The 14,914-nt window shown below is 53.0% G+C and carries 14 protein-coding genes and 3 pseudogenes; 8 read left to right on the top strand and 9 right to left on the bottom strand.

Going from position 1 to position 14,914, the window contains the following annotated elements; translation table 11 throughout:
* Nucleotides 1-2 precede the first annotated feature (2 nt).
* From CPA50_RS02235 to CPA50_RS02225, 3 genes are read right to left on the bottom strand one after another with little or no spacing between them, the layout of a single operon-like run.
* Nucleotides 3-1,529: a tripartite tricarboxylate transporter permease gene (locus CPA50_RS02235; protein WP_096780847.1), complete on the bottom strand. Its 1,527-nt coding sequence runs from the start codon at nucleotides 1,527-1,529 to the stop codon at nucleotides 3-5.
* A 2-nt stretch (nucleotides 1,530-1,531) separates the two neighbouring features.
* Nucleotides 1,532-1,978, bottom strand: coding sequence for a tripartite tricarboxylate transporter TctB family protein (locus tag CPA50_RS02230; protein WP_096780846.1), 447 nt, complete (start codon nucleotides 1,976-1,978; stop codon nucleotides 1,532-1,534).
* Entirely contained in the window at nucleotides 1,975-2,952 is a 978-nt protein-coding gene (locus CPA50_RS02225) for a Bug family tripartite tricarboxylate transporter substrate binding protein (RefSeq protein ID WP_096782294.1), read from the bottom strand. Before CPA50_RS02225 ends, CPA50_RS02230 begins: the two co-directional genes overlap by 4 nt.
* A gap of 184 nt (nucleotides 2,953-3,136) precedes the next feature.
* On the opposite strand from CPA50_RS02225, the gene CPA50_RS02220 reads away from it, so the two are divergent.
* Together CPA50_RS02220 and CPA50_RS02215 are read left to right on the top strand one after the other, a co-directional pair.
* A complete protein-coding gene (locus CPA50_RS02220) occupies nucleotides 3,137-4,780 on the top strand; it encodes a sensor histidine kinase (RefSeq protein WP_096780845.1) in 1,644 nt (547 codons plus the stop codon).
* A complete protein-coding gene (locus tag CPA50_RS02215; RefSeq protein ID WP_096780844.1) occupies nucleotides 4,762-5,445 on the top strand; it encodes a response regulator in 684 nt (227 codons plus the stop codon). Before CPA50_RS02220 ends, CPA50_RS02215 begins: the two co-directional genes overlap by 19 nt.
* 52 nt (nucleotides 5,446-5,497) lie before the next feature.
* Here the strand turns inward: CPA50_RS02215 and CPA50_RS02210 are convergent, their stop codons facing one another.
* Nucleotides 5,498-6,298 carry a hypothetical protein gene (locus tag CPA50_RS02210; RefSeq protein ID WP_227519455.1) on the bottom strand — a complete coding sequence of 267 codons (801 nt, stop codon included), beginning with the start codon at nucleotides 6,296-6,298 and terminating at the stop codon, nucleotides 5,498-5,500.
* Between the two features lie 108 nt (nucleotides 6,299-6,406).
* A pseudogene (locus CPA50_RS02205) lies at nucleotides 6,407-6,559 on the bottom strand (integrase core domain-containing protein); the annotation flags it as partial.
* A 286-nt stretch (nucleotides 6,560-6,845) separates the two neighbouring features.
* On the opposite strand from CPA50_RS02205, the gene CPA50_RS02200 reads away from it, so the two are divergent.
* From CPA50_RS02200 to CPA50_RS19885, 5 genes are all read left to right on the top strand, one after another.
* Nucleotides 6,846-8,027 (top strand): AAA family ATPase, encoded by a 1,182-nt coding sequence (locus CPA50_RS02200; protein WP_096780843.1) that lies wholly within the window; start codon nucleotides 6,846-6,848, stop codon nucleotides 8,025-8,027.
* A gap of 318 nt (nucleotides 8,028-8,345) precedes the next feature.
* On the top strand, nucleotides 8,346-8,879 hold the full coding sequence (locus tag CPA50_RS02195) for a DUF6795 domain-containing protein (RefSeq protein ID WP_227519454.1): 534 nt from the start codon (nucleotides 8,346-8,348) through the stop codon (nucleotides 8,877-8,879).
* 39 nt (nucleotides 8,880-8,918) lie between these two features.
* Nucleotides 8,919-10,091 carry a lipase family protein gene (locus tag CPA50_RS02190; protein ID WP_096780841.1) on the top strand — a complete coding sequence of 391 codons (1,173 nt, stop codon included), beginning with the start codon at nucleotides 8,919-8,921 and terminating at the stop codon, nucleotides 10,089-10,091.
* Complete coding sequence (locus CPA50_RS02185; protein WP_096780840.1) at nucleotides 10,088-10,642, top strand: hypothetical protein; 555 nt, start codon at nucleotides 10,088-10,090, stop codon at nucleotides 10,640-10,642. The genes CPA50_RS02190 and CPA50_RS02185 overlap by 4 nt, the downstream gene beginning before the upstream one ends.
* On the top strand, nucleotides 10,620-11,210 hold the full coding sequence (locus CPA50_RS19885) for a DUF6795 domain-containing protein (RefSeq protein ID WP_413772141.1): 591 nt from the start codon (nucleotides 10,620-10,622) through the stop codon (nucleotides 11,208-11,210). Before CPA50_RS02185 ends, CPA50_RS19885 begins: the two co-directional genes overlap by 23 nt.
* Nucleotides 11,211-11,225: 15 nt before the next feature.
* On the opposite strand, the pseudogene CPA50_RS02175 reads toward CPA50_RS19885, so the two are convergent.
* Nucleotides 11,226-11,441: pseudogene (locus CPA50_RS02175) on the bottom strand (IS630 family transposase); the annotation flags it as partial.
* 188 nt (nucleotides 11,442-11,629) lie between these two features.
* Here CPA50_RS02175 and CPA50_RS02170 point away from each other — a divergent pair.
* Nucleotides 11,630-12,762 (top strand): annotated as a pseudogene (locus CPA50_RS02170) (IS3 family transposase).
* Between the two features lie 450 nt (nucleotides 12,763-13,212).
* On the opposite strand, the gene CPA50_RS02160 reads toward CPA50_RS02170, so the two are convergent.
* Genes CPA50_RS02160 through CPA50_RS02150 form a run of 3 tightly spaced genes read right to left on the bottom strand, consistent with a single transcriptional unit; the run spans nucleotide 13,213 to nucleotide 14,769 of the window.
* Nucleotides 13,213-13,566, bottom strand: coding sequence for a hypothetical protein (locus tag CPA50_RS02160; RefSeq protein ID WP_096780839.1), 354 nt, complete (start codon nucleotides 13,564-13,566; stop codon nucleotides 13,213-13,215).
* Complete coding sequence (locus CPA50_RS02155; RefSeq protein ID WP_227519567.1) at nucleotides 13,567-13,938, bottom strand: hypothetical protein; 372 nt, start codon at nucleotides 13,936-13,938, stop codon at nucleotides 13,567-13,569.
* Between the two features lie 57 nt (nucleotides 13,939-13,995).
* Entirely contained in the window at nucleotides 13,996-14,769 is a 774-nt protein-coding gene (locus CPA50_RS02150; RefSeq protein ID WP_096780837.1) for an RHS repeat-associated core domain-containing protein, read from the bottom strand.
* Nucleotides 14,770-14,914: the final 145 nt, after the last annotated feature.

The following is a 14,914-nucleotide window of genomic DNA, read 5'->3' as shown; positions in this document are numbered from 1 at the left end:
GCTTAATCGCTCACTGGCCCCTCCTTGATGGCTGTGCGCATGCGCCGTCGCAACACAGGACCGAACAAGGTCGGCAACACCAGTCCAAGTCCGGCGACCAGCCACAAACCTATAGACAGAGGGCTGGACCAGAGTGTTGTCCAGTCGCCATCAGACAGAATCAGCGCGTGGCCAAGGTTCTTCTCCATTTCCGGCCCCAACAGCAGGCCCAGAATAATGGGCACCATGGGGATTTCCAGTTTGCGCAGAAGGAACCCGCCAACCCCGAAAACGATCATGAAGTACAGATCAAAGGTGCTGTGGCTTATGGAGTAAATACCCACAAACGCCACCATGGTCACAATCGGCAGCAGGTACATCGGCGGTACGGATAGCAGCCGCACAAACACTCCGATCATCGGAATGTTCAGTACCAGCAGCAATACGTTACCGATCAGCAAGGCAGCAATCACACCCCACACAATGTCAGCGTTCTGGGTGAACATCAGTGGCCCCGGGGTGATATTCAGGGAAATCAGCATCGCCAGCAAAACCGCTGTGGTACCACTGCCAGGCACACCCAGAGTCAGCATTGGCACCAAAGCACCAGACGCAGCACCATTGTTGCCTGCCTCCGGCGCCACTACGCCACGAATGTCACCTTCGCCAAAGCGGCCTTTTTTACCCAGTACCGACTTTTCCAGGGTATAACTGATAAAACTGCCCAGCGACGCACCGGCACCCGGCAACACACCGGCAATAAAGCCCAGCAGACCACCACGCAGTTGGGTCGGAATTGTCGACACTACCTCTTTAAAGCTTAGCGTCAGCTTGCCCACATTCACTTTGCTGCGGCCTTTGCCCATTCGTGCTTCTACAAAAAACAGCAACTCGGAGATGGCAAACAGGCCCACAATCGCCAGAATGAAGTCGATACCCTCATACAGTTCCAGCACACCACCTGTGTAGCGCTGGGTGCCGGTGGATATGTCGATACCGACAGTAGAGATCATAATGCCCAGGGTTGCCGCAATAACCGTCTTCATCGGGTTTTTGCCGGTTATGCCTCCCAGGGTGGCGAAGGCCAGCAAAAACAGCGCAAAGTATTCTGCCGGCCCAAAGGTGAGCGCAAAGCGCGCCAGTATGGGCGCCAGCATGATAAGCCCTATGGTCCCGATCAGGCTCCCTGCAAAGGACGCAATCGCCGAAATAGCCAGAGCATCTGCGGCGCGGCCTTTTTGGGCCATGGGATAGCCGTCGAGGCAGGTCATCATGGCCGGCTCGTCGCCCGGAATATTCAACAGGATCGACGAAATACGACCACCATACATGGCACCGGCGTATACCGATGTGAGCAGGATCATTGCAGTTTCAGGTGGCAGCCCCAGAGTGAAGGCCAGCGGTATCAGAATGGCAACGCCATTCGCCGGGCCCAGGCCGGGCAGACAGCCAATCAAGGTGCCCACAAAGGCACCAAACAGTGCAAACATAAGGTTGTACGGCGTTAACGCCACCGCAAACCCGTCCATCAGAAAGCCTAAGGTTTCCATGGTTAAAAGCCTCCCAGCAAGCCATTGGGCAGGCTTAACGACAACCCATAGTTAAACAGTCCAAACACCACAACGGCGCTGATCAGGCCAGTTACAAACGACCTGGATGCCGGGGCGCCCATGCGCCAGCTCAAGGCACCAACGGCCAGGGTGGTGGAGATAATAAAGCCCAACGGCTCCAGCAGAATCGCGTAAACCACCAGCACAATGATCGAAATCACCAGTTCCAGGGCTGACTTGCCCACAGGCCACTTGGCATCGGCATCTGGCTTGATCATCAGATACAGGCTGCCCACCACCAGCACGATCGCCAGCATGGTGGGGAAGGTTTCCGGCCCGACACCCTCGGAACCACCGAAGGGCTCAGGCCATTGCTGCGCCACCCAGCCATAGGCAACCGCCAGCACCAGCAGGAACAGGCCCAGAATACGATCACCCATGCCGGTCATCTCAGCAGCCCTATTTCCCGGGACAGATCTTCGATTTCCTGAACCTGGTTGGTAACAAAGCTTTCGAATTCAGCGGCTTTGGGGTGGAAGGGGATCAGACCGTTGCTTTTCATCACCGCTTTCCACTCTTCGCTGGCGTAAAGAGTGTCGATGGCATCTACCCAATATTGCTGAGCTTCTTCAGGCGTATCTTTCGGCATATAGAATCCACGCCAGTTCGGACCAAGCGCATCAACACCCTGTTCACGGGCGGTAGGAATATCACCAAACTTACCCGGCAGCCGTTCTTCTGAAAGTACCGCCAGCACACGCAGATCACCGGATTCCATAAAGCCTGTGGCTTCCGACACATCACCGGTGAAGGCATCAACCTGGCCGCCCACAACCTGGGTCATGGCTTCGCCGCCGTTGTTGTAAGACAAGTAAGGAATGGATGGCAGTTTTTCCGCACCAGCGGCCTTCGCCGCAATCAACACCTTGAGGTGATCCCAACCGCCACGGGCACTGCCGCCGGCAAATTTGACCGAGCGAGGATCTGCTTTCAGTGCATCCATCAACTGGGTCAGGTTTTCATATTTGGAATCTTTACCAACAGCGATGATGCCGTAGTCTGCACCCAGTGCGCCGATCCACTTGACCATGGAGGCATCCATACCGGGAAACTGCTTCTGCGCCAGCCGGGTGGTAGTGGCAGTAGACGCCGCGACGATCAGTTTGTCGTCGTTTTTACGCTTGCTGACGGTGTGCGCGTAGGCCACGCCGCCACCGGCGCCAGCCATATTCACGGTTTGTACCGACCCCTCTACGAGGTCCAGCTGCTGCATTACATTGCCCACGCTGCGGCAGGTAAAATCCCAACCGCCGCCCGGATCGGCAGGTGCCAGACACTCAACTTTGCCGCTGGGCTGCCAGGCCATGGCCGACATGCTGAAGGTGGCCGCAGCCGCAAATGCCATTGTTGTTTTGAGAAACATATACATTGCCTCACTTGTTGTTTGAACAAGCAGAGTAAAATGCAATGCGTAGTTGCTGAAGTTTGCGGGCGTAACGCATTTAAAAAAACTATTGTTTTTTTTGTTCATAAAGTTCACGGGCAAACCCGCCATCGGTACCCTACCCTTTACCCATTCCAACGATGGACGACTCTGGCTGAAACCTATGCCTGCAAAACGACGCACAAAACTCAAAACCCGCATGATTCTCACTCTGGGTCTGGTGAGCGCATTACAAGCGGCCTTTATCGGGATATTTGCCGGCTATTACCTCAGCGAATCCCTGTACAACGAAATTGGCCAGCGCGCGCTGATGGTGGCCAAAACCGTTGCTGCCAGCCCTGCCATTATCCGCGGGATACAGCAACGGGACACTGAGGCCCTCAACGCCCTTACCCGCACAATGGCCACCACAAACGAAGCCCTGTTTATCGTTATTGGTGACCACAACTCTATTCGCCTCGCCCACCCTTCGGCCGAGCGCATCGGTCACTCAATGGCGGATGACGACGGAGATTATGGCCGCCGCGCATTGGTAGACGGAGAGGGCTACGTAGCACTTGCGCTGGGCAATCTGGGCGAATCCATGCGTGGTAAAGCGCCTGTATTCGCGCCTGACAGCGGCGACATTATTGGCATTGTGTCGGTGGGCTACAGCCTGCTCCAGGTGGAAGCGACGGTGCAGCGCTATAATTTTGTGCTGTACGGCGTTCTGGGCGTGGTATTGCTGGTCAGCATTCTGGCAGCAGTATTTATCGCCGGCCATTTCAAGCGAGCTATTTTTGGCCTGGAACCGGAAGAAATCGCCGGTCTGTTCCAGGAACGCGACGCCACACTGCAATCGGTACGTGAGGGTATTATTGCCATCAACCGCCACGGCATTATTACCACCGTAAACCGTGCCGCTCTGACCACTCTGGATCTGAGTACAGACACTGAGATTGCGGGGCGCCCTATTCTGGACGTGCTTCCGGAAAGCGACCTTATGTCGGTCCTGACCACCGGCACCCCGGATTTCGACCGCGAGGTGTGGCTGCGCAACCGCCAGATGGTGGTCAACCGGCTGCCCATGCGCCAGGGCAACGACATTATTGGCGTGGTGGCCAGTTTCCGCCTGCGCAACGAGCTGGATCAGGTCAGTCAGCAACTGACTCACATCCAGCAATACGCTGACACTCTGCGCAGCCAGACACACGAATACTCCAACAAATTGCACACCATTGCCGGGCTGATCCAGCTCGGTGCCTACAAGGACGCGCTGAAGCTCATCGGCAATGAAGTCAGCAGCCATCAGGCGCTGATTCACCTGTTGCTCGAAGCGGTACCAGACCCCATCATTGCCGGCTGCCTGCTCGGCAAGCACAACCGGGCCCGGGAAATGGGCCTTCATCTGGACATAGACCCTGGCAGCCAGATGGTCGACCTGCCCGATAACCTGCCGCGGGATCAACTGGTAAGCGTGCTGGGCAACCTCATTGATAACGCATTGGAAGCCACCCGTCGCCACACCGGTGCAAACGGCCACGTACAACTGTCGATGACCGATCTTGGCCAGGAACTGATTTTCGAAGTGGAAGATCAGGGCCCGGGTGTGGCACCGGAGCTGCAGAACCGGATTTTCGAAAAAGGCGTAACCAGCAAGTCCGGCCACGAACACGGGTTCGGGCTACATCTCGTGCGCCAGTTTCTGGACAGCTGGGGCGGCTCGATAACAGTGGAAAATCTGGGCGAGGCAGGCGGCAGCCGCTTTACTCTATACTTACCGAAAACACCCACAGGCAGGAGCCAACCGTGCCCCCCATCCGACTGATGATCGCCGAAGACGACCGCCAGATTGCGGAAATCCAGCGCCGCTTTATCCAGCGCCTGGACCAGGTGGAACTTTGCGGCATTGCACACACCCTGGCCGACGCCCGGGAGCAGGCCGAGGTGCTGCAACCGGACCTGATCCTTCTGGATGTGTATTTCCCCGACGGCAGCGGTCTGGATTTATTGCGCGAACTGCGAGCCGGCAACAACACCAGCGACGTGATTCTGATTACCGCCGCCAAAGAGGTGGAAACACTGCGCACAGCCCTGCGTGGCGGAGTGTTTGACTACATTCTGAAGCCGCTGGTGTTCGAGCGCCTGGAAGAAGCCATCAACCGCTACAGTGATCACCTTGCGCGCCTGTCAGCACTCAAACACCTGGGACAGGACGAAGTAGACGCCCTGCTCCCGCGCAAGGCCGGCGACACAGGCAACGACAGCCATCACCGGCTGCCAAAGGGCATTGATGTCATTACCCTGGACAAGATCCGGGAGTTAATTGCCGACGGCAAACCCTGGAGTGCAGAGGAAGTGGGCAGCGCTATGGGTGCATCGCGCACGACCGCAAGACGCTATCTCGAATACATGACCGGAACCGGCACGCTAGTGGCCGAAGTCAGCTATGGCAGCATTGGCAGGCCGGAACGGCGCTACCGGATGGTGTAAGGCAAACCGTTCATCGAAATCTCCACAACGTTATAGAACTGCTCAGGGACTATTAATCCGCCCGGACAAAAACCCAGTTGGTCCTAACGTTGTCGCACACAATAACGTCGCGATTGATGGTTTCACACAGAGACAGGCTTTCTGGCAACTCATTGTGATAACGGGCCTTCAAGCCCAGAGTTTTTCGATCCTGTTTGAGCAGCTCGTAGGTCTTTTCCATGCGCTCGGAAAAATCAACGCCGCCGCTTTCCAGAGTATGAAAGGCGTTGTGAAACGCCGTAAAGCTCATGGTATTCGCGCCAAGGCCAATGGCCAGCATTTGGGGAATGTAACGATCATAGGCGGCCGAAAGATAGGTTCGTACGGCTTCATCATCATTACGCTCACCATCGAAAGGCACTATTCCAAGGCGATTACCCGGTTCCAGAACGCCGTCGTCCAATGTTTCCAGTGAACGATTAGCTGCCAGTTCATAGGCCACGCCCGGACACTGAATGAGTTCTTCCTGCAATTGGCAACCCGCCAACACTCGGGTAATCGCAAGCTCAGAGCCGGATTCTTTCGCGGGCTCCTCTGTTTGCCTGGCCACCTCTGGTTCAGGAATGGCGGAAACCTCAGGCAATGTCAGCCCCAGACTCCTGGCCGGCTGACGCAACAAGAGCGCCTGCACCCTTGAATCATTACGCCTGAAATCCATCATAGAAGGCAGGCCCGCACCACCACGCGCCACAACCTCACAGTAAATACGTTCCAGGTCCGTCTGGGCTGACGCCAGACAATCTTCATCAGCGCTGGCAACCGACATCCAGCCAAAAGCCAGAATCATGGGCAGTTGTTTTTGACACGGAATCACGAAAACTCCATCTGGTGTACTTTGATTGCTTACCATACAGCGACGTGACTGGTTGACGCGGGTATGTTGTGTAATCCCCCCATTTTAACCACCCTTTTGAGCAGAGGGTTAAGCTGCCTTTCGCCGCCTGGCTGGAAGGATGCCTCCAATCGCTATATTTGGTCGTTCGTTATTGTATTGCCACAGCCATTGCGTGGCTAATAACCGGGCATGGGGAACGCTGTTGAACTGGTGCAGATCCAACCATTCATGCTGTGCGGTTGAAGCGCTCAAGCCAGCTCGGCAACCGGAACCCCGGCTTCGTACTGCTTCAAGGTTGCCATGATTTAGCTGTCGCTGAATCGAGACTTCTTCATCTGTCGCTCCTTTTGCGATCATTGTAAAAATCTCTACTCAAAACCTCGATTATTTTCTGGGGGGGGATTACAGCACGCCAATAGATGCAAAAGCGAAGGGCCGTCGCCTGATCGTTTTTCGCGTAACATTACCCCCTACCGGAGTATGAAGGCGCTTTCATGCTCAGTCAGCCATCATTGAGTTCGGGCGTATGATCAAAGCATTTGCAGTATCCAACTACCGCAGCCTGAAGAGTATTGTCTCGCCCCTGGCGGGGCTCAATGTAGTTACCGGGCCCAACGGTTGTGGCAAATCCAACCTGTACAAGTCGCTTCGGTTACTCGCAGAAACCGCGAAAGGCAACCTTATCTCATCGATTGCTCAAGAGGGCGGTTTGGATTACACATTCTGGGCCGGGCCGGATCAACTCACCAAAGGCATGAAGGAGGGTTCTGCACCCGTTCAAGGCTCCGCCAAAAAACAAAACCCTCGCCTGAGATTAGGTTTTGTAGGCGAAGACTTCGGTTACGCCATATCGCTTGGGATGCCAGCACCACAGGGGTTTGCAGGCTACCAAGACCCCTCCATGTTTCAATTCGACCCGGAGATAAAGCGCGAGTGCATTTGGGTTGGCGATGTTTGCAGACCCAGTAGCTACTTGATCGACCGCGTAGGCCCCGTGGTGAAAGTACGCTCCGGCCGAACGTGGGAGGTGTACAACGCGCACCTTAATTCGTACGAAAGCATCTTGAACGAAATCAGCGACCCGGTAGCGGTGCCAGAGGTGCATGCCGTTCGACAAACCATCCGCAACTGGCGCTTCTACGATCAGTTCCGGACCGACCCGCAATCCATCATCCGCACACCGCAGATAGGAACACGCACTCCGGTGCTTGATCATGACGGCCACAGCCTGGTCGCAGCATTGCGGACCATCCATGAAATTGGCGACCGTCAGGCGTTATACGACGCGATTGAAGATGCGTTTCCGGGAGCAACAATTAACTTTACCGCAGACGCCGGAAACCGCTTCGTATTGCAGTTACTGCAGGACGGACTTTTGCGCCCCCTGAACCAGGCTGAGCTTTCGGATGGTACGCTTCGTTACCTGCTTCTGGTAGCCGCCTTGCTCACGCCCCGGCCCCCTTCCCTGCTGGTATTAAACGAGCCCGAAACCAGTCTGCACCCGGATCTTCTGCCAGCCCTCGGTCGCCTGATTATCCGCGCATCGCGAGAGACTCAGGTTTGGGTGGTATCCCATGCCCCAAGACTGGTGGCCACGCTGGAAGAAGACAGTGAGTGTAATTCTATTGCGCTGAACAAGGAGCTTGGTGAAACCATCATTCAGGGACAAGGACTGTTGGATGCGCCGCCGTGGCAGTGGGCTGATTAGGCAGGATTTACCCGATGCCTTTTCCAAGGCATATTCCCGGTATGCACAGAGCCAATTGGGGTGTTGAGATTCTTTTTTATTTCAAGTAGCTTGATCTCGACTAAGCATTCCCAACGTGCTTTCAAGGATGGCCCGCTTTCAAGTGTGGCAAAATTCAACATAGGATATGTTGCCGATGAACTGCCCGAAATCCCTCTCCATTATATCCGTGCTCCCTCTTCGGGAAACGCTCCGATCTCCAAGCATTGAAAAACCAGTACCTAGCCGAGTATCACGCCAACCAGACAGAGATTAAGGCGTTCACAGCTGGTAGTAAGCATGTCGACAAAATCACACTCATTGCTTCTCCGTCCCGCTATAGCTTTGCTGCTATTTGCAAGCTTTGTTATTCCTCATGAGGCTAATGCAGGTATGTTTGATCAGATAACGCAATACTTTAAGAAATACGATGTCCATCTGTCCCCGGAGGTGCACGGAAGTGTCAGCAACAACGGAATTCCTCTGGAAAACATTGAGGTCTACCGAACTCTTGATTACGACAAAGAGTACGTCGATAGAGTCAGAACCGACTCAAATGGTCGGTTCAGCTTCCCGGAAAAAGTGATCAAATCCAGACGCCCCGGGAAACTCTTCGACGAAACGAGAATCCGGCAAATAGTAGGGTTGACCTATGAAGGCGAAAAATACCTGCTCTGGTACTTGACCGGTGAAGCCGGGCCATCCCAGGCAATTACCGAGCGGCTAGGAACACTGAATTGCGATCTGACCACACCTGAAACGGTGGTTGTCTTCAAAAACCTTGAACATCCAGATTTCAATCATGCTGCTGCCACGATATGTCGCTGGGACTAGCATTAATCAGACACATGAACGCATATAAAAGGAACTTATATGGCAACACTATCTCCGAGAATTGCCTCTGAACTGGCAGATTTGGTTTACCAGATCCGGGAAGCAAACATCGCGGGCGACTATCGGCTGTTTACTGGTGGCATGGAAGTCGACAACGTCTTCGATTTCGATCTTTCTCGTGGCCCTATCCATGGGGTTTCGGGAGGCTTTTTTGGATTCTTCCAGAAATCCTCAGGCTTTGCTTTGGTTGGAGAAGGTAAAAATGCTGCATTCAAAAATGATCATGTAATTGCCGTTCGTGGAACCCGAACCGCACAAGACTGGCTTACAAATGGAAACGTCGGGGTGTCTGTAGGCTACAACGGCTCGACGGTTCACGCAGGCTTCAACGATACCTTCGAAAGCATGAAGCCAGCCCTGGAAAGAATCTTAACACCGAGAATCAGCAACACAGGCCACGGCACAGTGCATTGCGTAGGCCATAGTCTGGGCGGAGCCCTGGCAGGATTGGCTGCGGAATGGGTTCGAATACGCTATAAAAAATCTGTTAAATTATATACGTTTGGAGCGCCGCGCGTAGGCCTGAACGGTTTTGCCGAAAAGTCGACTTTCGGATGCGAGAAAATTTACCGCTGCACCCATGGTGCAGACCCGGTCCCCAAAGTCCCGCTCTGGCCATTTACCCATGCGCCGAACAATGGCAGCGAATTCCGGCTCGACGGAGGCCAAGGCATCAGCAAACATGCACATGGCATGGGGCTAGATGCAAATCCGGGCTATCGAAATACAGCTAAAAGCAATGGCTGGAAGGGTTTACAGAAGAGCTCTAACAACTTTCTCAATCAACCCGTCCGACTAAAATACCAAGACCGCTACCAAGCTTCTTTTAGCACCTTGTGGGCCGACAAGATCGGCGCGGCGTTAATAACACTGCTAAAAGATGCGGGTTACTACCATATAGTTCTTGTTCAGGCTGGCATTGGTACAACCCTTACCTTTTACGACTTAGTTGCTCGCACGTTGGAGGAAGTCGCCAAGGCATCTGTTCGCTTTGCCGAGCAGACTGCCGGATTGCTGGGGCATATGCTGGTGTTCGCTGGGAAGTTAACGGTCGATGTTGTGAGCCTCACTTACCAATTTATCAAATGGGTGTTTGACCAAACCAAAAACGTGCTTTACCGCGTTGTGAAACAGGCTCTCAAAGAACTGTGAAACCTGATCAACAGCAGCCGCGAACAGATCGGAAGGTCGCCTTTCTTGGCGGCCTATTTTTCCTTTCATTAACCATTGCATTAGTTATTTTTGCGATATGGGGAATAGCGGAGACCCATCAACAATACGACATCTGGCTGGCCGAAAATGCAGCAATATTAGTGGAGGATACCGGTATTTCTGCATTTTACGGTGTTCCTTTGCTGCTAGTAGCGCTCTTTGTATTTGGCCTTTATGGCATTTGGATTGGTGTAATTGGCCGGAGAAGCACTCAGTTTGACCGGCATTGGCTAAAGCCTCTTAGTACCTTGATTGTATTAGGTGTTTTATGCGTATTTATGGGGCGCTATATCGGAAACACTCTCTGGTCTCAGAGTTTCCAAGCCAACGGGTACACACAATGTCAGGGGTCATTTGTGCTAACTGGTAAGTGGGCGGTTCGTGTCTGGTCACGCTCGCCACTACTCTGTTTTGACGAAGACCTCAAAATCAAATTGCGTTCACCAACCTATAGCCTTTCTGATATCAATGCCGAGTATCACGCCGATTAGACAGAAATCAAGGCGTTCACCACTGGTAGTAAGCATGTCGATAAAACCACACTCGTTGCTTCTCCCTCCCGCTATAGCTTTGCTGTTTCTCGCAAGCATTGTTATTCCTCACGAGGCCAATGCAGGTATGTTTGATCTGATAACGCAATTTTTTAAGAAATACGATGTTCACCTTTCCCCGGAGGTGCACGGAAGTGTCCGCAATAACGGAGTTCCTCTGGAAAACGTTGAGGTATACCGAAGTCTCGATTACGACAAAAATTATGGAGAAACAACCCGAACTGACTCTAACGGCCAGTTCAGTTTTCCAGAAAAAGTCATCAAATCCAGACGCCCAGGACAGCTCTTTGACGAAACAAGAATTCGCCAAGTCATCAGTTTGGTCTACGAAGGCGAGAAATACTTGCTTTGGTACTTAACCGATGAATTTGGGCCGCACCGAGCGGTTGCCGAGAAGTTAGCGGCGCTAAATTGTGATCTGACCACACCTGAAATGGAGTTTGCGTTCAGCAATTACGAACACCCTAGCTTTTCCCACGCCGCTTTCAGTATATGCCGCTGGGACTAGCGTTCCATCTGGGTAATCCATTTGTTTATTATCAATCGCGCTCAGCTTTGCTCGCGTCACTGACGTCATAATCGATTCCGCGCTTTTGTGCCAGCGGAACGGCTTTGCCAGCTTCTCATTATGAATTTGGATAAAGCGGCGAATCGCCTTCTTCAGTTCGCGGACACTGGTAAAAATTCCACGGTATAAAGCGCGGCGTTCCAACTGACCAAACCAGCCCTCCACGGCATTCTGAATCGCCCCTAGTTTCATAGACACCTCCAGGCCTTATAATCAAGGTATCCAGGAGGTTCAATGAGCAACCCACGCTACACCGAAGAATTCAAAATTGAAGCCGTCAAACAGGTGGCTTGACCTGCTCCCAACTTTCTAATCCATCGTGATCTTAGTAATGTTCATCACCAGAGAGGACGATGAACATGAAGAAGCGATTCACCGAAGAACAGATCATACCCATTCTGAAGGAAGCCGAGGCTGGCCTGCCGGTCAAAGAGCTGTGCCGGAAGTACAACATCTCAGACGCAACCTTTTACACCTGGCGCAAGAAATATGGCGGCCTGGAAGTCTCTGAAGCACGTCGGCTGAAGGCCCTGGAGGAAGAGAATGCCCGGCTCAAGAAATTGCTGGCCGAGTCCATGCTTGATGCAGAAGCTCTGAAGGCGGCTCTCAACCGAAAGTACTGACCGTCGGGAACAAGCGCGAGGCGGTGCGCACCATGCTGTCAGAGACAACGATATCTGAGCGCAAAGCCTGTTCACTCGTCGGGTTATCCCGCGCAACCATGCGTTATCAGTCTCAGCGTTCTCCAGAAGATCGCGAACTGACGGAACGTATCAAAGCCATCGCGTTCGAACGCCGAAGGTTTGGGTATCGGCGTGTTCACCAGTTGCTGCGTCGAGAGGGTACGGAGGTGAATCACAAGAAGGTTTATCGGCTTTACCGGGAGGCCGGCCTGGCTGTCCGCAAACGCAAGCGACGCAAAGGCGTGATGGTGGAACGTCAGCCCCTGGTGTTGCCAGGGGCACCGAATCATACGTGGTCCATGGACTTCGTGATGGATTCCCTGGCCAACGGGCGCAGGATCAAATGCCTGACGATCGTGGATGATTTCACCAAGGAATGTCTCGACATTCCCGTGGCAATGGGCATCTCAGGTGAACAGGTAGTCCGTACCCTGGATGGCATTGCGGCCTTCCGAGGTTACCCCAAAGCCGTCAGAACTGACCAGGGCCCGGAATTCACTGGCAAAGCACTCGATCAATGGGCCTACCGCCACGGTGTTGAACTGAAGCTGATTCAGCCGGGAAAGCCGATGCAGAATGGTTACATCGAGAGCTTCAACGGGAAATTCCGGGACGAGTGCCTGAATGAGCACTGGTTCCGTGACCTTGCTCATGCCCGGGAGAAAATCAGTAATTGGTGACAGGATTACAATGAGCAGCGTCCGCATTCATCCTTGGGGTATCGGACACCTCTGGAGTTTGCCTCCGCTCTCCGACTTGGAAAAACTGATCCAAAAATAACGGACATTACTAGGGAGCAGTTGGATTAAAGACTGGGGGCAGGTCACAATGGCAAAGCCGTTGCCCGGATGGGTGATAGTACCCCCCATGGCGGCAAGATCGTGGCTGGTAATCCGACGGTGCTTATTGGTTAAAAGAGCACTGCCTCATTTTTTGAGCCACACCAAAGTTTCTGACTAAAAATAAAAAGGCGGGGCGGCCAAGATCGTGCTTCTCCCCCCCCCCCTAAAGATCATATTACCTGTGGAATCGTGCAGGCCTAGATCACCACCAAACTGGCGGCTTCCTTGAACTCAGGAGGAAATGAACGTCGCTTTCTGGTCATCGGACATCTCGCTTATTATTGCGACCCAAATACCTACGTTGGTGTCCGGAATCATTAAACCTCTACATTTTCGCTAACAACTTGCGAAAAGCTTTTGAACTGGCTTCTTGACAACGCGTGAAAAATACAAAAAATCTTGGTTGGAACAACCGATTTACATATCCAATTGTCTATTCATCTCATCATCTGAAGAACCAAGTATGTTTTCAAGAGTCTCTATGCTAATTAACGACTCATTTCGCACACTGCTAGTTTCGAACGAGTCTCCTTCAGGAAGTTCATATACCCTAACTTTCAACCCGGTACAACTAATCAAAAAAATCAATCTTCTTAGCAAGCTGGCCTTCTCTTCATATTGGCTGTCAAAAATCTCCATTTCTATAATTGGAAGCCCCTTACTTATTTCAGTACGAATCTTTGTTAAAGATCCGCCCAATATTTTGTGCAACTCTTTCAACACTGACACATCGACATTCTTTTCATTTACAACCACGACAATATTAGACACTTAAAATTCCTCCAAGAATAGTGGATTGGACGGTTCGCCAAACGTATCATTTCGCCAGTCTCCACCATGCCATCGCTCGAAATGCTCCGTTTTAGTTGCAGGATAGATATTTGTGGGATCATTAGCCATCTGAGGATGGTCCAGAGCATTGTATTTATGATGCCCCTGTATAGTTTCCCCATTATATTGCGGTCTCTTTCCAGACAATATTGCGTCTTTTTGTTCAGTAGTCCAATTTCTAGTCCCAGATTCACCGGCTCTCAATCTGGCCCGTTCTTCGGCCCAGAATTTGCGAACTCCTGTTGCTCTTCGATTAGCAAATCGTCTATCCCATTCTAATCGCCGGAACTCATCCTTCGTTATTTTCCTCAACGCCAACTTGGCTTTCAGATCTATTCTCTGAGCCTTTGTTAGAGGGCTAAAAGGAGTTTAATATGTTGGAACACCCGGTTCTACTTTGCTTGGAACATCAACCCGTCTCGCCGCCTGCCCAGCATCCGCCGCACTTTCCCCCAATTTTCCCAGCTTACCCGCCTTACCACCTGGCACCACATCCAAAGCACTGACCGGCATCAGAGTATAGGTGGCTGCGTAGGTCACCCCAAGAAGCGGGACAGCCCAGCTGTTGCCGCTGGCATGGGCCCTGGCTCCCATGTCATCCAGCCCTTCCAGGATGCTGGTCTGAAGATCTGCCAAGGCCGGGATCCTGGTTTTTTCATCCACCCAGGCCAGCGTATCGATGGTGCCGCTCCAGAGTGATGCAAGCAACCCTTTCTGCGCTTGCTGTTCATCACAAAGCCCTAACGGGTCAATGTAATCAACAGGGTTCTGAGTGTAGCGATAACTGTTGAGCCCACCCTTTATCCCATATGGGTCCGGCGTCAGATACCGGCCGGTGGCAGGATCGTAATCCCGGAACCGGTTCTGGACGATGCCTGTCAGTTCATCCTCAAACTGGCCCGGTAATCTGAGTGGCTGGTGAATGGCGTTGTTGAGTGTTTCAGGCTGGCAGTTGCCCCAGGCATCGGCGTTGCCCTGCCAGACCTTCTGGCCGTTCTGATCCCACAAACGGACGGGCATCATCCGGTGGTCCAGTTCGTAGAAGTATGGCTGGCCGTCGATCAGGGTGAGCAGGGGTTCGTCGGTTTGGGGATCACGGAGGTACCACTGCCAGTCGCCTCTGGGGTTCTGTTCTCCCAGCAATACGTCGTTGTGCCACAGGTAGCGGGTGGTGCCCGCTGCGGTTTTATGCAGAAGCCCAGGTCGTTGTAGTGCCAGCGGTGGCTACGGCCATCGGATTCTATGGTTTCTCGTTTTTACCGCCAACTTATAGCTCCCTTACACTCCT

Origin of the sequence: Marinobacter sp. ANT_B65 (assembly GCF_002407605.1) — a bacterium.
Classification (GTDB): domain Bacteria; phylum Pseudomonadota; class Gammaproteobacteria; order Pseudomonadales; family Oleiphilaceae; genus Marinobacter.
Note: the sequence above shows the minus strand (reverse complement) of the source record. Positions and strands in the feature narration are given on the sequence as shown.